The organism is Streptomyces sp. CA189, assembly GCF_056428985.1.
Window position 1 is genome coordinate 40,688 of sequence record NZ_JBWJVM010000030.1, and the last position, 19,527, is coordinate 60,214.

Annotated in this window: 16 protein-coding genes; 6 read left to right on the plus strand and 10 right to left on the minus strand. The window is 70.2% G+C overall.

Translation table 11 applies throughout. The features are described 5' to 3' along the window. Positions 1–16 precede the first annotated feature (16 nt). Genes AC061S_RS22420 through AC061S_RS22440 form a run of 5 tightly spaced genes read right to left on the minus strand, consistent with a single transcriptional unit; the run spans position 17 to position 5,825 of the window. Positions 17–1,036 (minus strand): ABC transporter ATP-binding protein, encoded by a 1,020-nt coding sequence (locus AC061S_RS22420; protein ID WP_478687729.1) that lies wholly within the window; start codon positions 1,034–1,036, stop codon positions 17–19. Then, a complete protein-coding gene (locus tag AC061S_RS22425) occupies positions 1,033–2,019 on the minus strand; it encodes an ABC transporter ATP-binding protein (protein ID WP_478687730.1) in 987 nt (328 codons plus the stop codon). Before AC061S_RS22425 ends, AC061S_RS22420 begins: the two co-directional genes overlap by 4 nt. Beyond that, positions 2,016–2,933 (minus strand): ABC transporter permease, encoded by a 918-nt coding sequence (locus tag AC061S_RS22430; protein WP_478687731.1) that lies wholly within the window; start codon positions 2,931–2,933, stop codon positions 2,016–2,018. The genes AC061S_RS22425 and AC061S_RS22430 overlap by 4 nt, the downstream gene beginning before the upstream one ends. Then, positions 2,930–3,928, minus strand: a complete 999-nt coding sequence (locus tag AC061S_RS22435) for an ABC transporter permease (RefSeq protein WP_478687732.1) — start codon at positions 3,926–3,928, stop codon at positions 2,930–2,932. Before AC061S_RS22435 ends, AC061S_RS22430 begins: the two co-directional genes overlap by 4 nt. Positions 3,929–3,935: 7 nt before the next feature. Then, a complete protein-coding gene (locus tag AC061S_RS22440; protein ID WP_478687733.1) occupies positions 3,936–5,825 on the minus strand; it encodes an ABC transporter substrate-binding protein in 1,890 nt (629 codons plus the stop codon). Between the two features lie 167 nt (positions 5,826–5,992). On the opposite strand from AC061S_RS22440, the gene AC061S_RS22445 reads away from it, so the two are divergent. Further along, positions 5,993–8,068: a prolyl oligopeptidase family serine peptidase gene (locus tag AC061S_RS22445; protein WP_478687734.1), complete on the plus strand. Its 2,076-nt coding sequence runs from the start codon at positions 5,993–5,995 to the stop codon at positions 8,066–8,068. A 101-nt stretch (positions 8,069–8,169) separates the two neighbouring features. On the opposite strand, the gene AC061S_RS22450 is transcribed toward AC061S_RS22445, so the two are convergent. The 3 genes from AC061S_RS22450 to AC061S_RS22460 all read right to left on the minus strand — a co-directional run bounded on the left by AC061S_RS22450 (position 8,170) and on the right by AC061S_RS22460 (position 10,515). Then, entirely contained in the window at positions 8,170–9,267 is a 1,098-nt protein-coding gene (locus tag AC061S_RS22450; protein ID WP_478687735.1) for a P1 family peptidase, read from the minus strand. An 8-nt stretch (positions 9,268–9,275) separates the two neighbouring features. After that, complete coding sequence (locus tag AC061S_RS22455; protein WP_478687736.1) at positions 9,276–9,740, minus strand: N-acetyltransferase family protein; 465 nt, start codon at positions 9,738–9,740, stop codon at positions 9,276–9,278. A 70-nt stretch (positions 9,741–9,810) separates the two neighbouring features. Then, positions 9,811–10,515: a TetR/AcrR family transcriptional regulator gene (locus tag AC061S_RS22460; RefSeq protein WP_478687737.1), complete on the minus strand. Its 705-nt coding sequence runs from the start codon at positions 10,513–10,515 to the stop codon at positions 9,811–9,813. Between the two features lie 135 nt (positions 10,516–10,650). Here AC061S_RS22460 and AC061S_RS22465 point away from each other — a divergent pair, with 135 nt between their 5' ends. The 5 genes from AC061S_RS22465 (at position 10,651) to AC061S_RS22485 (ending at position 17,835) form a co-directional block, all read left to right on the plus strand. Beyond that, complete coding sequence (locus AC061S_RS22465; RefSeq protein ID WP_478687738.1) at positions 10,651–11,427, plus strand: enoyl-CoA hydratase/isomerase family protein; 777 nt, start codon at positions 10,651–10,653, stop codon at positions 11,425–11,427. After that, a complete protein-coding gene (locus AC061S_RS22470) occupies positions 11,424–12,968 on the plus strand; it encodes an AMP-binding protein (protein ID WP_478687739.1) in 1,545 nt (514 codons plus the stop codon). Before AC061S_RS22465 ends, AC061S_RS22470 begins: the two co-directional genes overlap by 4 nt. Positions 12,969–12,971: 3 nt before the next feature. Further along, a complete protein-coding gene (locus tag AC061S_RS22475; protein ID WP_478687740.1) occupies positions 12,972–14,660 on the plus strand; it encodes an amidohydrolase in 1,689 nt (562 codons plus the stop codon). Next, positions 14,657–15,871, plus strand: a complete 1,215-nt coding sequence (rocD, locus tag AC061S_RS22480; RefSeq protein ID WP_478687741.1) for an ornithine--oxo-acid transaminase — start codon at positions 14,657–14,659, stop codon at positions 15,869–15,871. Before AC061S_RS22475 ends, rocD begins: the two co-directional genes overlap by 4 nt. 170 nt (positions 15,872–16,041) lie before the next feature. Then, complete coding sequence (locus AC061S_RS22485; RefSeq protein WP_478687742.1) at positions 16,042–17,835, plus strand: oleate hydratase; 1,794 nt, start codon at positions 16,042–16,044, stop codon at positions 17,833–17,835. Between the two features lie 103 nt (positions 17,836–17,938). Here the strand turns inward: AC061S_RS22485 and AC061S_RS22490 are convergent, their stop codons facing one another. Next, a complete protein-coding gene (locus AC061S_RS22490) occupies positions 17,939–18,082 on the minus strand; it encodes a hypothetical protein (RefSeq protein ID WP_478687743.1) in 144 nt (47 codons plus the stop codon). A 723-nt stretch (positions 18,083–18,805) separates the two neighbouring features. Next, entirely contained in the window at positions 18,806–19,471 is a 666-nt protein-coding gene (locus tag AC061S_RS22495; protein ID WP_478687744.1) for a class I SAM-dependent methyltransferase, read from the minus strand. Positions 19,472–19,527: the final 56 nt, after the last annotated feature.

The window sequence follows — 19,527 nt, forward strand, 5'->3', positions numbered from 1 at the left end:
GGCGCGGGTTCCTCGCTCATGGCGTCCCTTCGATGTCGGACAGGAAGCACGCGCTCGTGTGGCCATCTCCGGCTGGGAGCACCGCGGGATCGGTGTCCTCGCAGCGTCCGGCGACGCCGGCCCGTTCCGCCTCGCCCGAGGTGTATGCCGGGCAGCGGGGCCGGAACCGGCAGCCGGCCGGGACCCGGGACGGGTCGGGGGCCTCGCCGGTGAGGATCATCGGCTCGCCGCCCGAGGCATCGGGCAGTACGGAGAGCAGGGCCTTGGTGTAGGGGTGTCGGGGGTGCAGCAGCACGTCGGGGGCTGGGCCGGACTCCACTATCCGGCCCAGGTACATGACTGCGACGCGGTCGGCGATGTTCCAGACGAGGCCGAGGTCGTGGGTGGCCACCAGCATGGACAGGCCCAACTCCTGACGGAGTGTGAGCAACAGGGTCAGGATCTCGCCGCGCACCGAGGCGTCGAGGGAGGACACCGGCTCGTCGGCCACCAGCACCGATGGTTCGAGCGCGAGGGCTCCGGCGATGACCACGCGCTGGCGCTGCCCGCCGGACAGTTCGTGCGGGTAGCGCAGGAAGAAGCGTTCCGGCGGGCGCAGTCCGGCGCGGGAGAGTGCCTCGGCGACGCGTTCGCGTTCGGCCCCGGTGACGCGGTGGATGCGCAGGCCTTCGGCGACGGCGTCGTACACCGTGTGGCGCGGGTTGAGTGAGCCGCTCGGGTCCTGGAGCACCAGCTGTGCGGTCCGGCGGAAGGCGCGCAGCGCCGATCTGCGGTACGAGAGGGGGCGCCCGGCCACGCTGACGCGGCCCTGGTCGGGCCGCACCAGTCCGAGCAGGGCGCGGGCCAGCGAGGTCTTGCCGCATCCGGATTCGCCGACCAGGGCCACGATCTCCCCGGTCCCGAGCGTCAGATCCACCCCGTCGACGGCTCGTGCCGGACCGAAGCGGACCTTCAGCCCGTGCGCGGCGAGCGCGCCGGCCTCATGGTCGGCGGTCGCCGGTGCCCGGGTGTTGGTGGCCTTCTCGTCGGTGGTCATCGGGCACCTCGCAGGTCGAGTCCGGGCTCGCCGGCACGTAGGCAGGCGCAGAGGCGGCTGCCTGCCCCGGCAAGGGGTGGCGGTGTGCTGGCGCACTGGGGCAGGGAGACCGGGCAGCGTGGGTGGAAGGTGCAGCCGCCCGGCAGATCGCCCGGGAACGGCGGGTCGCCGGGCAGCCCGCCCGGCGCGAAGCGGAACCGCTCGTCGCCGATCCTTGGGAACGCACCGGCGAGCGCCGCGCTGTACGGATGCCGGGGCGCGTCGAAGAGATCCTTCGCCGGGCCGTTCTCGATGACCTGTCCCGCGTACATCACCGCCGCCCGGTCGCAGACCGAGCCGAGCACCGACAGATCGTGGCTGATGAGGACCAGGCCCAGCCCCAGATCGCGGACCAGGTCCGACAGGAGTTTCAGCACCTGGGCCTGGACCATCACATCGAGTGCCGTGGTGGGCTCGTCGGCGATGATGAGCCGTGGCCGGCAGGCCAGCGCCAGCGCGATCATTACCCGCTGCCGCTGCCCGCCCGAGAGCTGGTGCGGGTACGCCGTGGCCCGCTGGGCCGGCAGCCCTACCTGCTCCAGCAGCCCGGCGGCCCGCCGGTCGGCCTCGCGCCGGGTGACGGTCCGCTCGTGCAACTGAATCGGGTCGGCGATCTGGCGGCCGATCCGGCGTACCGCGTTGAGTGAGTGCAGGGCGCCCTGGAAGACCATGGAGGCCCCGGCCCAGCGCACTGCGCGCAGTCGGCCGAAGTTCATGGTGAGCATGTCCTCGCCGTCGAGCAGCACCTGGCCGGTGACCTTGGCCGTCTTCGGCAGCAGCCGCAGCATGGCATGGCTGAGCGTGGACTTGCCGCAGCCTGATTCCCCGGCGATGCCCAGCACCTCGCCGGCGGCGACCGAGAGGTTCACTCCGCGTACGGCGGGCACGGGGCCGTACTGCGGGTGGTAGGTGACACGCAGGTCGTGCAGTTCCAGCAGGCTCATCGCCGGCCTCCTTCGCGCAGCCGGGGATTGAGCACGGTCTCCAGGGTGCGCCCGATCAGGGTGAAGGCGAGGACGACCAGGATCACGCAGATGCCGGGGGGCAGGACGAACCACCATTCGCCGCGGGACATGGCGCCCGACTCGTTGGCGTGGTCGAGGATCGATCCCCAGGACACCTGGGTCGGGTCGCCGAGGCCGAGGAAGGACAGGGTGGTCTCGGAGAGGATCGCGACCGACACGGTGAGCACGGTGTTGGCGATGACCAGCGGCATCGCGTTGGGCAGGACGTGCCGGGTCATCTGGTGCCAGTCTCCCGCCCCGAGGGCCCGTGCCCGCTCCAGGTAGGGGCGGGACCGGATGGTCAGGGCTTGGGCGCACACCAGGCGTGCGGTGGCGGGCCAGGAGGTGATGCCGATGACCACGATGATGTTGAGCAGTGAGGCGCCGAGCAGTGTGGCGAGGACGATCGCCAGCGGTAGGAACGGCAGGACCAGGAACCAGTCGGTCAGGCCCATCAGCACGCTTCGCGACCAGCCCCCGTAGAAGCCGGCCATGATGCCGACGAGGGTGCCGATCACCATGGAGATCGCGGTGGCCGCGAGGCCTACCGTCAGTGATACCCGGGTTCCGTAGAGGAGGAGGGTCAGGATCGAGCGGCCGGTCTCGTCCGTGCCCAGCGGGTGGTTCAGCGAGGGCGCCATGTGGCTGGGGGCTGTGGCCCGGGTGATGTCGAGCCCGGAGGGGTCGGCGAGCAGCGGTGTGCCGAGCGCGACCAGGGCGAAGCCGCCCAGCATGAGCAGCCCGGCAAGTCCGCTGCGGTGGGAGCGGAAGTCCCGCCAGAAGCGGATCGCGGCTGCCTGGCGCCGGGCCCGCGCGATCACGGCGGGGCCGGGGGTGTCAGCGGTGGTGGTCATGCCTCACTCACCCGGGGGTCGAGGACCACGTACAGCAGGTCGGCAAGGAACGTGAACACGATCACGGAGAGGGAGAAGAGGAGGAACACCGCCTGGAGCAGCGGGATGTCGGGGCCGCGCAGCGCGTCGTACGCCAGGTCGCCGAGGCCCGGCCAGGAGAAGACGGCCTCGACGGTGATCGCGCCGCCGATGACGAAGCCGAAGTTCAGGAAGATGAGGGTGATGGTGGGCAGCAGGGCGTTCGGCACGGCGTGCTTGCGGCGGACCATCGCCTCCCGCAGCCCGGTGGCGCGGGCCAGGGTGAGGTAGTCCTGCCCGAGTTCGCAGACCAGTGAGGCACGCATGATGCCGGCGTACTCAGCGAGGTAGACCAGCGACAGGGAAGCCACCGGCAGGGTCATGTGCCAGAGGGTGTCCAGCCAGCCCGCGGGGGAAGAGGGGTCCACGCCGTCCGAGTTGATCCCGGCGCTGGGGAAGAACGGCAGAGCGGTCATCATCACCATGCCGATCCAGAACTCCGGCATGGCGTACAAGGCGAGGGTGGAGCCGGTGGCGACCCGGTCGAAGCGGCTGCCGCGGTGCCAGCCGGCGCGGATACCGATCCGGATGCCGAGGACGGAGGCGATCAGAATGCTGGTGCCCACCAGCAGGACCGTCGGCCACACCCGCTCGCCGACCGCCTGCCACACCGGCGCGTTCTGGCTCACCGAATGGACGGTGGCGGAGAAGGGATTGGAGAGGTAGTCCACGAACTGCTGGCCGACCGGCTGGTCGAGCTTGGCCCGCATCTGGGCGATCTGCTCGGCCGGCATGTTCCGGCCGCGCGTGTACAGGCCGACCGGGTCTCCCGGCAGCAGCCGGAACAGGGCGAAGTTGAAGCACAGGACGAAGAACAGCGTGCCGGCCGCCCAGCCGGCCTTACGCAGGACATAGCGGCTGGTGCCGCCCGGCGCCCGGCCCCGGGCGGGACCGGCCGCGACGGATGAGGTTCTCACAGGGCGATTACTCCCGCTCGTCCGCGGTCCTGGCGCCGCGCCGCCGTACGGCCATCGCGGCGCCGGCGCCGAGGAGCAGGAGGGCGGCGAGGCCGCCGCCGACGTACAGCGTGGTCGAGCCGGTGCCGGATGCGGCCTGCGCGGAGACCGGCCGGACGTTGAGGTACGAGTAGGTGCCCATCTGGAAGAGGTACGCGCCGTCCGGGGCGGGCTGCGGGACGAATCCGGTCCACCTGTCGCTGCGGTACGCGGACAGGTCGTCGTAGTAGTACGTGACGGCGTACGCGGCCTCGTCGTACAGCAGCTTTTGCATCTGCTTGACGGTCGCGGCGCGTTCGGCCGCGTCGGTCTGGGTTGCTTGCAGCTGGTACAGCCGGTCGTATTCGGGGTTGCAGTAGAACGAGTCGGAGAGGTCCGCGTAGACCGTATCGCCGTCCTTGTAACTGCGCTTGTCACAGGTGAAGACGGACAGCATGTAGTCGGGGTCGGGCTCGACTCCCCAGCCCCACTCGAACATGTCGAAGTTGCCCTGGCCTACGGTCTCGGTGAGCGCGTCCTCGGAGATCACCTTGATGGTGACCGGGACGCCGATGCGTTCGTACCAGCTCTTCACGAACTCGCCCGTGCTCTTGGACTGATGGGACTCCTGACGGGTGAGCAGTCGCAGGCTCAGCTGCTTTCCGTCCTTGGCCCGGATGCCGTCCGGGCCCGTCCTCCAGCCGGCCTCGTCGAGCAGCCGGCCGGCCGCTTCGAGGTCGAATTTCTGCGCGTCGGCGCCGGGTGTGTAGTGCAGGTCGGCGTAGAGAGGCGGGATGACCGCGCCGCCGGGACTGCCATGGCCGCCGACAAGGCGCTTGACCAGCGTTTCGCGGTCGATGGCCAGGGACAGCGCCCGGCGGACGCGCTTGTCGCGCAGCGCCGGGTGGCCGTCGCCGATGGGTGTGCCGTCGGAGAGGGCTGCGCCGTTGTTGAAGGAGATCTGGTCGAAGTTGCCCGAGACCCCGGAGCGGGTGGTGACTCCTTCGGCGCCCTCGAGCGAGCCGAAGACGTTGCTCTCCAGGTCGAACGCGTAGTCGATCTCGCCGCGCTTGAGCGCCAGGGCCATGGCATCGGCGTTGTCGAACACCTGGTAGACCAGCCGGTCGATCTTCGGGGCACCGGCCCAGTACTGAGTGTTGGCCTCGAAGGCTATGGACTGGCCCTTCTTGCGCTCGACCAGTTTGAAGGGGCCTGATCCGACGACCGGGCCGTCCTTCGGCTCGTTGCTGAACGACTGGACCTTGTCCTCGTCGATCTTCGACCAGATGTGCTCGGGAAGGATCGGTACCCACAGCTGCTTCATGATGGGTGAGCTGTGCTCGACGTGCAGCACGAGAGTCGTGTCGTCCGGTGCCTCCGCCTTGGTGATGCTGGCGGTGTAGTTGCCGTAGTTGGACTGCTCGTAATCTCCGTTGATGATCCGGTTGAAGGTGTAGGCGGCGTCGCGCGCGGTCAGCGGCGCGCCGTCGCTCCACTTCACGCCCTCGCGGATCCGGTAGGTCCAGCTCTTGCCGTCCTCCGCCTCCGTCCAGGAGGTGGCCAGGCGCGGTTCGGGCGAGAAATCCTTCTCGCTCCAGCCCATCAGCAGGTCGTAACTGACGCTCCACATTTCGTACGACTCCTGCACGATCCCGGTGAACGGGTTCAGCGAGTCGGGGTCGTTCGGAATCCCCACGGTGAAGGTGTGCTTGCTGTTGCTTTCGGCGGCCGGGGGGGAGCTTCCGGCGTACGCGGCGCTCTGGGCCGCGAATGATCCGGTGAGGGTCAGCGCGCACCCGAGCAGCAGGGCGGCGGCCCGAGTCGCGCTCCGGCTGCGGTGGGGCAGAGCTGGGGCTGGGGCGGGCGGAGCAGCGGACAAGGCGGCCTCCCGGGGCAGGTGATCAGCGGACACAGTGTCTGTCGATCGATCGATCGAGTCAAGGGTGAATTCAATGCGTCAAAAGTCCGTCCGAAGCCGCACGGAGCAAACAATTCCGTAGCTGCTCGGGGGTACTTGGCGGCCCTACCAGGTGCTAGCGTCCGCCCATGCTTCAGCCCCCGCACGACCTTGTCGCCCAGCTGACCGCCCCGGTGGCGCCGCGAGGCGAGCTGGTGCGCACCCTGCACGGTGTGGGCCGGCCCGATGAGTACGACTGGCTCAGCGATCCCACCGCGGCGGCGCCTCATCTGGCCGCGGAACGCGCCTACTACGAGGCCATGACCACACACCTCGGCCCGCTCCGCGACGCTCTCGCCGCGGCGATGGCCCCCCGCGCCGCCGGGCCCCGTAGCAGCGTCGAATGGTGTCAGGGCGGGTACCGCTACCGCACCGAGACTCCCGAAGGCGCCGACCACGAGCGCCTGCTGCGCCGCGCCGGCGCACCCGGCGCCCCCGATGAGATCCTGCTCGACCTCCCCTCTCTCACCGGCGGATCGGACCATGTCGACACCGGAGTCCGCGAGGTCAGCCCCTGCGGCACCCTCCTCGCCTACTCGGTCGACACCACGGGCGAGGAGGTGTACGAGCTGCGGTTCCGCGACCTGGCCAAAGGCGAGGACCTGCCGGACCGGATACCCCGCAGCTACTACACCGGTGCCTGGTCCGCCGACTCCGCCGCGTTCTACTACACCGTCCCCGACGCGATCCACCGGCCCCACGAGGTCCGCCTGCACCGCCTCGGTCGCCCCGCCGAGGACGACGCTCTGGTACTGCGCGAGGACGACGCCCGCTTTGAACTCACCATCGCGGCCACCCGCTCCGGCAGACTCATCACCGTCACCGCCGCCTCCCGCGACACCACCGAGGAGTGGCTGCTCGACCCCGCCGACCCGGCTGCCCCGCCGCGATCCGTCGCGGGCCGAACGGCGGGCACCGAGTACCGAGCCGACCACGACGCGGCCCGCGACCGGCTCGTCATCACCACCGACCGCGGCGCCCGCGAGTACCAGGCCGTTACCGCACCCGTCGACGAACCCGGGCAGTGGAACACCCTGCACCCCGCGCGCCCCGGCGAACGCCTGGTCCGTACCGACTGCTTCGCCCGCCACCTGGTGCTCACCCTGCGCCGGGACGGCGCCCCACTGCTGCGCGTGCTCCCGCTCGACCCGGGGGCCGAACCGTACGAACTCCACGCCGAACTCCCTGCCGGCCGGATCGCCGCCGTACACAACCACAGCTACCAGAGCACCACGCTGACCATCGAGACCGGCTCGTACACCGAGCCCACACGCTGGTGGACCGTCGATCTCGACTCCGGTGTCCGCACCCTGCTCACAACCGAGGAAACCCCCGCTCACCACCCTGGCGACTACGTCACCGAGCGCCGCCTGGCAGCCGCCCCCGACGGCACCCTGATCCCCGTCACCCTCACCCGCCGAGCCGACACGCCCCTCGACGGGACGGCCCCCTGCCTCCTCTACGCCTATGGAGCCTACGAGGCTGTGGACGAGCCGTCCTACGACCCGGCGCTCGCAGCGCTCCTCGACCGCGGCGTGCTCTACGCCCACGCCCATGTCCGCGGTGGTGGCGAACTCGGGCGCGCCTGGTGGCAGGGCGGCCGCCTGGCCACCAAGGCGAACACGTTCACCGACCATCTCGCGGTCGCCGACTGGCTGGAGGCCGAAGGCCTGGCCGACGGACGTCGCATCGCCACCCGTGGCCTGTCCGCCGGCGGGCTGCTGCAGGCCGCGGTCTACGGGATGCGCCCAGAACGATGGGCCTGCGTCGTAGCCGAGGTCCCCTTCGTCGACGTCGTCACCGCCATGCTCGACGCGGATCTCCCGCTCACCGTCAACGAGTGGGAGGAGTGGGGAGACCCGAGCCGTTCTGAGGAGTTCGCGTGGATGCTCGCGTACTCCCCGTACGACAATCCGCCTCCCGCGGCCGGCCGCCCGCCACTGCTGGTGACGGGCGCGGTCAACGACCCGCGCGTACTGGTCCGCGAGCCGGCCAAATGGGTCGCCCGGCTGCGTGCCACGGCCGACCCGCAGCGCAGCGCCCCGGTGCTCTTCCGGGTGGAGACGGGGGAAGGCGCGCACTCCGGTCCGCCCGGCCGCCTGGCGCATCTGCGCTACGAGGCCGAGGTGTTCGCCTACATTCTGGATGCCTTCGTCCAGCGATAGCCGCGCTGGCTGGGGCGGCCGCCGCTACGTCGAGGCGTGAGGTACGCCGGTTGGGCCCGCGGCGCCGGGCGTGTACTCCCGGCCGGCGCCGCACGCGCCCGTCACTGCACGCGGCCGGCCGCCCGCAGCAGATCCAGCACCGGCTCCAGCGGCAGCGCCTCCATGGTGCGGCCGTCCCGGCCGGTGACGGTCCGCGCCTGGAACAGGGAGTTCAGGACAGCCTCCTCGGTGGCCTCCACCACACCCGCGAAGTACGGGTCGAGAAGGCGCCCCGAGACCGGCGCGGCCGACGGCGACTTGCCGCGGGCCGTCCGCAGCCCCGTCGCGAAGGCGAAGAAGATCTCCCCGCTGCCGTGGTGCGCGGTTGAGCCCGTCCGGGCCAGGCCCAGACCGGCCCGCCGGGCCAGACGCTCGCAGCCCGCCGCGTCTAGCCGGCCGTCCGTCGCGATGACGACGATGCACGAGCCCGCCGGGCCGGGCTGCTTCCGCTCCGGCGGCGTGGACGGCAGCAAGCGCCCGACCGGCACCCCGTCGACGGTCAGCCGCTCCCGCTCGCCGAAGTTGGTCATCGCCAGCACCCCGACCGTAGCGCCGTCGGGCAGGACGCGGGACGCCGTCCCGATGCCGCCCTTGAAGCCGAGGCAGCTCATCCCGGTACCGGACCCGACCGCTCCTTCCTGCGGCGCGTTGCGCGCCGCGGCGGACGCCGCGCCCGAGGCCCGGGCGGCGTGCAGCGCTGCCGCCACGTCCTGGCGGGAGACCTGCATCCGCCGGGCGTCGTTGAGGAAGGAGTCGTCGCACTCGGCGACGACCGGGATGACGACGTCGTCGCCGATCCCCTCGTCCTCCTCGATCAGCAGCTCGCAGGCCGCGTCGTACACCCGGCCGAGCTGCATGGTCGAGGTGAGGAAGACCGGAGTCTCCAGCAGGCCCCACTCGGCCGCCGCCAGCAGGCCGGTGCACTCCCCGGCGCCGTTGAGCACCGCCCCGCCGGCCGGAATGGGCGCGCGGGACGTGCTGCCCCCGGGGTCGATGACCGTGACACCGGTCCGGGCGGCGCCGCGGCCCAGGGGCGGCGCCGGCTCGTCCCGTATCACCGTCGCGTGACCCACTCCGACGCCCGGCACGTCGACGATCGACGCGGTGGGGCCGCTCGGCAGCAGCCCGATCCGGATGCCCAGTTCCAATACGCGTGGCATCGCGGACGTCACCCCGCTGCCGGGGTCGCGGGCAGCCAGCGGTAGCGGGTCCACTGGTCGGCGGGGAAGGCGCCGAGGCTGCGGTAGAAGGCCGCCGCGTCCGCGTTGCCGCGCATCACGTCCCATTCGATCCGTCCTCCGGTGCGGGCACGCAGCTCGTCCAGCAGGGCACGGCCGAGGCCGTGGCGCCGGAACTCGGGGCTGATGTAGAGGTCTTCCAGCCAGATGCCGCTGCACCCGGCCCAGGTCGAGAACGTCGGGAACCACAGAGCGGTCCCTGCCACCGTGCCGGCCGCGTCCGGAGGTTCGGCGATCAGCGCCCGTAGCGTCGGATCCGGGCCGAAGAGATGGCCGGCCAGGCCGTCCAGGGTGAGCGCGATCTCGTCCGCGGCGCCCTCGTGCGCGGCATGCTGGACCATCAGGGCATGGATGTCCGCTACATCGGCGGGGACGGCTTCACGGATGACGGGCACGGCGGGGCCTCTCTGAAGTCTCTTCGGGTCTCTGTTCGCTGTGATCTGTGCGGGTGTCCGGGTGGAGAAGTCAGTGCCTTGCGGCCGGAAGCCTCAACTGCCAGATCTCCTCGACCAGTTTCCGGGCAGGTGCGAGGTCGGTGACGAAGGGAGCGGCCTGGGCGCCGGGGCCGCAACCCAGCGCGGAGAGCGCGATGCGCGCGTGCTCTGCGGCGATCTCATCCAGTCCCAGCGGGCCGTCGGGCGCGTACCAGCCGGCGACGGCGGAGCACATCTCCAGCAGCGCGAGCCGTACAACCGTCGGCTGTCCGGCGGTGAAGACCCCGGCGGCGCGGCCGGCCTCGATCGTCTCCCGCCAGTGCCCCTCGTACTGGTCGCGCAGTTCCACCGCGGCGGCGCGGTGCTCACCGCCGAGGGCGCGCAGTTCATGGTCGACGACCGTGGTCTCGCTGGGATGGAGCGCGTGCGACAGGACGTGGACGTGGACCAGGCCGGCGATCCGCTCCTCCGGGGATGCCGCGCGCTCGGCCACCCGTGCGGCGGCGCCGGTCAGCCGTTCGAGGCTGCTGCGCATGATGGCGAAGAGCAGGGCGTCCTTGGAGCCCATGTAGTGGTAGAGGGTCGCCGAGGACAGCCCGGCGGCTTCGGCGAGTTCGCGGATTCCGGTGCCGTGGAAGCCCTTGGCGGCGAACAGCTCGACGGCGGCCCGCCAGACCCGCACCCGGGTGGCCTCCTGGTCGCCTCCGGCTGGACGGACGGCCGTTGCCTTGGGCATACGGGAGTCTCCTTCTGCGGCTCTTCCGGTCTTGACGGCCGGGTGGGTGATCCCTAGCTTACAGCTGTCGATCGATCGATCGACAGAGTGTCGGCGATGCTCCGGCGCATCGCCCAGCTTCGCACGAGGAGCCACGTGACCGAGCCTGAATCCACTGTCGGCTACACGCGGGAGGACGACATCGCGCTCATCCGCCTCGACCGCGCGCATCGGCTCAACGCGGTCGTCCCCGCCCTGGTCGAGGATCTCCTCCAGGCCCTGGAACGGGCCCAGCACGACGGCGTGCGGGCCGCGGTGCTGTCCGGCAGCGGTCGCGCCTTCTGCGCCGGGCACGACCTGAAGGAACCGCCGGAGCGTGATGAGATCGGCGCCGCCCGGGCGAGGATCGACCGCATACAGGACGTCACCCGCGCCATCCGCCAGGCCCCCTTCCCCGTCATCGCGGCCGTGCACGGCTACGCGCTGGGCGCCGGCTGCGAGTTCGCCCTGGGCTGCGACCTGGTGGTCGCCTCAAAGGACGCCCGCTTCGGCTTCCCGGAGACCACCGTCGGACTGAGCGTCACGGGCGGGATCTCCCGGCTGCTCACCGCCACCCTCGGACCCCTCAAGGCCAAGGAACTCGTGTTGCTCGGTGAGCAGTTCGACGCGGTCGAAGCGGCCCGACTCGGCCTGGTCGCCCGGGTCGTCGAGCCGGGCGCGCACGAGAGTGTGGCGATGGAACTGGCCCGGACCCTGACGGACAGGCCGCCGCTCGCGCTGAGCCTCGCCAAACACAGCCTGGACGCCGGACTCGACTCCACCCTGGAGGAAGCCTTCGGCCGCGAGACCGCCGACGCACTGCTGACCCTCTCCGCCGGCGAGGCGGACGACGGCCGCGACGCATTCGCTGCCCGAGAGGAGAGTGCCCAGTGAGCCCCGAACAGGTCGAGGACCTCGACACCCTGGTACGGCGGGCCGCCGCCCGCTGGGGCGAGCGCACCGCGTGGACCTTCGACGCCCGCGGCGAGCAGCTCACCTTCCGTCAGGTCGAGGAGGGCGTCACACGCATCGCCGCCCAGCTGGCGGATCTCGGCATCGGGCACGGCGACCGGGTCGCGCTGCTGCTTCGCAACCGCCCCGCGTTCCCGCTCACCTGGCTGGCGCTGGCCCGCCTCGGCGCGGCCATGGTGCCGGTCAACACGAACTACCGGAGCCACGACGCCGCTCATCTACTCATCGACTCGGGCGCCCGGCTGCTGGTCACGGACCAGGAGTTCCGCGCGCTGGCGGACGAACTCCTCACCGCGGTGCCCGCCCTGGAGCGGGTGTGGGATGTGGACAACCCGGTACCCCGGCGCCCGCAGGCCCCGCGTCCCGCCCCAGCCGCCATACCCACCCCCGAGGACCTGGCCAACATCCAGTACACCTCCGGCACCACCGGCAAGCCCAAGGGCTGCCTGCTGCCGCACCGCTACTGGACGGTCCTCGCGCAGAGCATGGTGAGCGAATTCCCCCACCTCGGCGAGAACGACGTGATGCTCACTGCCCAGCCCTTCCACTACATCGACCCGCAGTGGAACGTCGCCGCCGCACTGCTCTGCGGCGCCCACCTCATCGTCCTCGACCGCTTCCACCCGGCAACCTTCTGGGAACACGTCCGGACCTACGGTGTCACGTACTTCTACTGCCTCGGTCTGATGCCAGGCCTGCTGCTGAGAATGCCGCCGCACGCGCTGGACCGCAGCCACCGAGTACGCGCGATCCAGGCATCCGCCATACCGCACGCGCTCCACCGGCAGCTGGAGGAGCGCTGGGGCGTCCCCTGGTACGAGGCCTTCGGCATGACCGAAACCGGCGCAGACCTGCGGGTCGACGCGGACGGCCACGACGCGGCCGTCGGCACCGGCTGCGTCGGGCGGCCCACCGCCCGCCGCGACGTCCGCATCACCGGACCCGACGGTGCGCCCGTGCCGCGCGGCGAGACAGGGGAGATCGTGCTGCGCGGGATCGGCCTGATGGACGGATACCTGGGCCGGCCGCAGGCCACCGCCGAGGCGTTCCGCGGCGGCTGGTTCCACACCGGCGACCTCGGCCGGATGGATGAGCACGGCAACATCTACCACCTCGGCCGCACCAAGGACATGATCCGCCGCAGCGGCGAGAACATCTCCGCCGCCGAAGTGGAGGAGGTACTACAGCTCCATCCCGCCGTGCGCACGGCCGCCGTGATCGCCGTACCGGACGACCTGCGCGGCGAGGAAGTCAAGGCCTACGTCATCGGCGAGGGGACCGACCCCGACGAGCTGGCAGCCCACTGCCTCGCACGGCTCGCCTACTTCAAGGTCCCCCGCTACTGGGAGTTCCGCGACACGCTCCCACTGACCGATTCGCAGCGCGTGGCCAAGGGCGAACTCCTCGCCCAGCCCGACCTGCTGGCCCGATCGTACGACCGGGCCCAGAAAGCGTGGCGATGACGCATGCGCATCGACACGATCCTCACCAACCTCACCGCGCTCACCCTGGACGAGAGCCGCCCGAGCGCCCACCGCATCGGCCTGCACCACGGGCGAATCATCGCGCTCGACGAGGAGCTGGACAGCCTGCGCGCGGAACACACCGTCGACCTCGGCGGCGCCTGCGTCGTCCCCGGCTTCAACGACGCACACAACCACATGGCCCTATACGGCCTCTCACGCGCCGAACTCGACCTCTCCAGCCCGCCGCTCGGCAATCTCGACGAGCTGTACGCCGCCGTAGCCGAACGCGCCGGGCAGCTGCCGCCCGGCAGCTGGCTGATCGGTTCCGGCTACGACCAGAACAAGCTGGGCGGCCACCCCCACCGGGACGTGCTCGACAAGATCGCCCCCGACCACAAGGTGTGGCTCAGGCACACCTCCGCCCACATGTGTGTCGTCAACTCCCGTGTCCTGCAGGCGATCAGTCATGATTCTCCGCACAGCGTCCCAGTACCCGAGGGCGGCCGGATCGCCCGCGACGCCGACGGGCACCCCACCGGGCTGATCGAGGAGCAGGCCCAGCAGCTGGTCCGCGACCTGGTCTACCCGTACTCCACGGCGCAGCTGGCCGACGCCATCGCGACGGCGAGCGACGACTACCTGCGCGAGGGCATCACCTCCTGCACGGAGGCCGGAATCGGCCACGGCTGGATCGGCCACTCACCCATCGAAGCAGCCGCGTACCAACAGACTCGGGCGGCGGGGCGGCTCGGCGTACGGGTGCGACTCATGGTCAGCGCCGACTCGCTCCACGAGGTCGGCCACCACGCCCAAGACGCGTCCGGGCTCGGGCTGGATCTCGGGCTGCACACCGGCTTCGGCGACGACTGGCTGAGCCTGGGCGCCGTGAAGTTCTTCTCAGACGGCTCACTCATCGGCCGCACCGCGGCCATGTGCTGCGATTTCGAAGGCGAGACGGGCAACCGGGGCTATCTGCAGGCCGACGAGCACCAGCTGCGCGAACGCATAGCCGCCGCGCACGCCGCGGGCTGGCAGGTGGCCGCCCACGCGATCGGTGACCGGGCCATCGACATCGTCCTCGACGCGTACGAAAGTGCCGCGCTGCGGTTCCCCCGCGCCGGCACCCGCCATCGCATCGAACACTGCGGCGTCACCCGCCCCGACCAGCTCGCCCGGCTGCGCGCCCTCGGCGTGATCCCCGTGCCGCAAGCCGCCTTCATCGGCCGGCTCGGCGACGGGATGCGCGCGGCCCTGGGCCCCGACCGGGAAGCCTGGTGCTACCGGCATCGCAGCTTCCTGGAAGCGGGCCTGACCGTACCCGGCAGTTCCGACCGTCCGATCGTCCCCGGGGCACCGCTGCGCGGCATCCACGACATGGTCAACCGCCGTACCGAGACCGGTGCACTGCTGGGACCCCAGGAGTCCGTCACCGCCCTGGACGCCTTGCGCGCGTACACGCTCGGCTCCGCGTACGCGGGCTTCGAAGAACACCTCAAGGGCAGCATCCAGCCCGGCAAACTGGCCGACCTGACCGTCCTGGACAGGGACCCCACGGCCACGCCACCGCCACGGCTCGCGGACACCACCGTGCTGGCCACCCTCGTCGGCGGCCGCTTCGGCTTCGACGGCCCAGGATTCTCCCGGTCCCGCACCACGGACGACACCCTCATCGAGAGGCCCCACTCATGACGCTACTGAACGAGCAGGCCCTGGCCCTGGCCGAGAAGCGCTCCGCCCACAACTACAACCCGCTGCCCGTCGTCATCACCGAAGCCCGCGGAGCTTGGGTCACCGACGTGGAGGGCCGACGCTACCTCGATTGCCTGGCGGGCTACTCCGCGCTCAACTTCGGTCACGGCCACCCGGACATCCTCGCCGCCGCACGGCAACAACTCGAACGCGTGACCCTCACCAGTAGAGCCTTCCACCACGACCGCTTCGGCGAGTTCTGCACCGAACTCGGCGACCTGGCCGGCAAGGAGATGGTCCTGCCGATGAACACGGGAGCCGAGGCTGTGGAGACCGCAATCAAGGTGGCCCGCAAGTGGGGATACGAAGCCAAGGATGTGCCCTCTGACGAGGCCACGATCGTCGTCGCCGAGAACAATTTCCACGGCCGGACGATCTCAATCGTGAGTTTCTCCACCGATCCGGTGGCCCGCGACGGCTTCGGTCCGTACACCCCGGGCTTCCGGACCGTTCCGTACGGCGACGCGGCCGCGATCGAGCACGCGATCGACGACACCACAGTCGGGGTTCTGCTCGAGCCCATCCAGGGCGAGGCCGGCGTCCTCGTTCCACCCCCAGGATACCTGCGCCAGGTCCGCGACATCTGTACCCGTCGGGGCGTGCTGTTCCTCGCCGATGAGATCCAGTCCGGGCTCGGCCGCACCGGTGCCACCTTCGCCTGCGACCACGAAGGCGTGGTTCCGGACGTCTATATCCTCGGTAAGGCACTCGGTGGCGGCGTCGTACCGGTATCCGCAGTGCTGGCCGACCGTGAGGTGCTGTCCGTGATCCGGCCCGGCGAACACGGCAGTACCTTCGGCGGGAATCCGCTCGCCTGCGCGGTCGGACTGGCTGTCGTCCGGTTGCTCGCGACGGGCGAGTACCAGCAGCGGGCCCGGGAGCTCGGCGCGCAACTGCACGAACGCCTTTCCGGGCTCATCGGCCAGGGCGTCACCGCGATCCGTGGGACGGGCCTGTGGGCCGGCATCGACATCGACCCGTCCCTCGCCACCGGCCGTGAGCTGTGCGAGGAACTGGCCTCGCGCGGCGTACTCGCCAAGGACACCCACGGCTCGACCATCCGACTTGCTCCACCTTTGGTCATCGACGGGCATGAGATCGACTGGGCGGTCGGCTGCCTCGCCGACGTCCTGGGCGTAAGGGTGCGTTGATCTGCACGACGAGCCGGCGAAATAGCCTGCCCGGCGACGTGTTGTCCGGCCTACGCGAGGTGGGGGCCGATACGTTGCCCTTCGTGGGCGGAATGACACATCTCGGCGCCATTGCCGCCATCCCGGCACAAGGTCCAGATGGTGACACTCGCCCCCCCAGAGAATCGCATGTGTCCCCGAGGGAAGAGGTCACCGTGCACTACGGCAGCGGGAACTACGAGGCATTCGCACGTCCGCGCAAGCCTGAGGGGGCGGAGCGGAAAACGGCATGGTTCGTGGGCTCCGGAATCGCTTCCCTTGCCGGCGCCGCCTTCCTCATCCGCGACGGACACATGAGCGGCGACCGGATCACCGTCCTGGAACAGCAGAAACTTCCGGGGGGCGCGCTGGACGGCATCAAGGAGCCGGAGAAGGGCTTCGTCATCCGCGGCGGCCGCGAGATGGAAGACCACATGGAGTGCCTGTGGGACCTGTTCCGGTCGATCCCCTCGATCGAGGTCGAGGGCGCCTCGGTCCTCGACGAGTTCTACTGGCTGAACAAGGACGACCCCAACTTCTCCCTGCAGCGGGTCACCGAGAACCAGGGGCAGGACGCTCACACCGACGGGCTGTTCGCCCTCAGTGACCGTGCGCAGAAGGACATCTTGAGGATCTTCCTCGCTACTCGCGAGGAGATGGAGGGCAAGCGCATCAACGAGGTCTTCGGCCGAGACTTCCTGGACAGCCATTTCTGGCTGTACTGGCGCACGATGTTCGCCTTCGAGGAGTGGCACAGTGCCCTGGAGATGAAGCTGTACCTGCACCGCTTCGTGCACCACGTGGGCGGTCTTCCCGACCTGTCCACTCTGAAGTTCACCAAGTACAACCAGTACGAGTCGCTCGTGCTCCCGCTGACCCGGTGGCTGGTCGGCCAGGGAGTGACCTTCCAACTCGACACCGAGGTCACCGACATCAGCTTCGACGTCACCTCGGACCGTAAACAGGCGACCCGCATCCACTGGATCTTCGCCGGAGAGGTGGGGGGATGCGACCTCGGCGCGGACGACCTCGTCTTCACCACGATCGGTTCCCTCACCGAGAACTCGGACAACGGCGACCACCACACCGCGGCCCGCCTGGATGAGGGCCCGGCCCCGGCATGGGATCTCTGGCGAAAGATCGCGAGCCACGATGAGTCCTTCGGCCGCCCCGAAGTGTTCTGCGGCAACATCCCCGAGAGCAAATGGGAGTCGGCCACCGTCACCACACTCGACTCGCGGATCCCGAAACTGATCCAGAAGATCGCCAAACGCGACCCGTTCAGCGGCAAGGTCGTCACGGGTGGCATCGTCACCATCAGGGATTCCAGCTGGCTCATGAGCTGGACGGTCAACCGGCAGCCCCACTTCAAACAGCAGCCGGCCGACCAGATCGTCGTGTGGCTCTACGGGCTGTTCACCGACCGCCCCGGCGACTACGTGAAGAAGCCGATGCAGGACTGCACCGGGGAAGAGATCACCCAGGAGTGGCTCTACCACCTCGGCGCCCCCACCGACGAGATCAGCGAACTCGCCGCGAACGGCGCCACGTGCGTGCCGGTGATGATGCCCTACGTCACCGCCTTCTTCCTGCCCCGCCGGGCAGGGGACCGCCCGGATGTGGTACCCCGGGGAGCGGTGAACTTCGCGTTCATCGGCCAGTTCGCCGAGACCACCCGCGACACGATCTTCACCACCGAGTACTCCGTACGCACAGGCATGGAAGCCGCCTACCAACTGCTCGGCATCGAACGCGCCGTCCCGGAAGTGTTCAACTCCACCTACGACATCCGCAGACTGCTGGAAGCCGCCAGCCGGCTGCGGGACGGCGAGACACTCCACCTGCCAGGCCCCCAGATCCTTCGCAAGCAACTGCTACGCAAGCTGGACTCCACCGAGATCGGCGAACTGCTGACGGAATTCGGCCTCATCCCCGACACGCAATAGCCGAGGCGGCTCATTCCCGGCGGGCAGATGGCCGCGTTGGATGCCAGGGAGACGGAGGTGTGGCGGGTGCGGGCCAGCAGCATCGGCGTGGATGCGATCGTCTTCACTTCTTCTTCGTAGCCGCAGCGATCCGGTCGGCATGCGTGCGGTACGCCTTGCGCCCTGCCGGGGTGGAGCCGTCATCGGCGAGGGCGGCGCACTGCTCAAGCACGGCCTGGTGGAGCGCGAGCGGGGCGGTGACCCGCACCTGAGTAGCCCCGCCCTCGGCGGATGGTCCGGCCGCTGCACAGCGCCTCGCGGACAGCGGCGTCCTGGGTGCCCTCAAGGTGGTCGGCGAGCAGGCCGGGCGCGTCGATGGCATGCGGGTGTCCGGGCTCGGGCGCCTGCTCCTGGTCCCCGGCCACACCGCCCAGTTGTGGGACGACGTCATTCGGGATGTCGCGGGCTCCGGCCGCATCCAGGATGGTCTTGGGTGCCACGCCGTACCGCCGGGCGAGCCCCTTCACTGCGGCGCCCTCGCCGTACGCCTTCACGGTGTCGGCGACCGGGTACTCGTCGAGGGTGGCCGGGTGGATGAGGATCTTGCCGGAGCCGCTGCGGCGGCGACGCCCTCGCTGATCATGTCGCGCTGGAACTCCAGGACCCCGGCGCGAACAGCTTGGTCTGCGGGTCGTCGGCGGCGAGATCGAAGCCGGACCAGGCGCCGGTCGCGATGCGCAGGTGCAGGCCGCGCCGCTGGAGAACCTCCCGGATCTGATGACGTCCTTGGTTGAGCGGAACAGGCGAGCGGCATCCGCGATGCGGATGGTGTCGCCTACCGCCGCCTCGTCGAGCAGCCGCCGGAACCCGGCCCGGTTGATTGCGCAGACGCGGGACGACGTGGCCGGGTCCTTGTACTGGGGGGCGCCGCACTTTGAGGCTGATCCATTATCAGGGTGTCCACGCCAAAAGGATCAGCCTCAGCGTGCCATTACCCCGGAGGGGTGGTCGTACCGGTTGCGCGGCGCAGCAGGACCGCGGTGAATTGCTGGGAGGTTCCCCACGGGGTCTGGTGGTCCTCCCCTGCCGTGTCGACGAGCTGAAAGCCGGGGAACTGCTCGGCGAGTTCGGCGTGGGTGTAGCGAACGATCGGCAGGCCGCTGCACATGGTCGGGCCGTCCGGGCCGAACGTCGCCACGACGAGCCATCCGCCCGGTCGCAGAGAGCGTTGCAGCGACGCCAGGTAGTCGGCGCGCTCTTCCGGTTCGGTGAGGAAGTGGTAGACGGCTCTGTCGTGCCACAGCGCGTAGGTGCGGCCCATCCGGAGGTCGAGCACGTCGGCGACGGTCAGGACGACGTCCTCGCCCGTGTGGCCGAGCCGGTCCCGGACGGTCTGCAGGGCGGTGACTGACAGGTCGACGGCCGAGAGGTCGCGGTAACCGCGTTCCACCAGGTGGTCTACCAGCGTCGACCATCCGGCCCCGACATCGATGATCGGCTCGTCGGGGCCGAGTCCGGTCTCGTCGACCAGGCCCAGGGAGAGCGCTGGGACCGACTGCCACCAGGAGACTCCGTCCACGTTCTTGCCGTGATGGATCTCTTCCCAGAACGTCGCGCGGGCCGCTGCGTTGTCGGGGCGCGCCATGCCGTCGGTCATAGCTCCGACGATAGACCCCAGGGGACTGGTTCGCAGAAGCGGACGACGACATCACC

Bases quoted from the DNA above. Each gene is read 5' to 3' on its own strand.
- AC061S_RS22425 (WP_478687730.1), bottom strand. From the start codon at position 2,019: ATGAGCCTGCTGGAACTGCACGACCTGCGTGTCACCTACCACCCGCAG.
- AC061S_RS22420 (WP_478687729.1), bottom strand. From the start codon at position 1,036: ATGACCACCGACGAGAAGGCCACCAACACCCGGGCACCGGCGACCGCC.
- AC061S_RS22450 (WP_478687735.1), bottom strand. From the start codon at position 9,267: ATGCCACGCGTATTGGAACTGGGCATCCGGATCGGGCTGCTGCCGAGC.
- AC061S_RS22460 (WP_478687737.1), bottom strand. From the start codon at position 10,515: ATGCCCAAGGCAACGGCCGTCCGTCCAGCCGGAGGCGACCAGGAGGCC.
- rocD (WP_478687741.1), top strand. From the start codon at position 14,657: ATGACGCTACTGAACGAGCAGGCCCTGGCCCTGGCCGAGAAGCGCTCC.
- AC061S_RS22445 (WP_478687734.1), top strand. From the start codon at position 5,993: ATGCTTCAGCCCCCGCACGACCTTGTCGCCCAGCTGACCGCCCCGGTG.
- AC061S_RS22475 (WP_478687740.1), top strand. From the start codon at position 12,972: ATGCGCATCGACACGATCCTCACCAACCTCACCGCGCTCACCCTGGAC.
- AC061S_RS22430 (WP_478687731.1), bottom strand. From the start codon at position 2,933: ATGACCACCACCGCTGACACCCCCGGCCCCGCCGTGATCGCGCGGGCC.
- AC061S_RS22495 (WP_478687744.1), bottom strand. From the start codon at position 19,471: ATGACCGACGGCATGGCGCGCCCCGACAACGCAGCGGCCCGCGCGACG.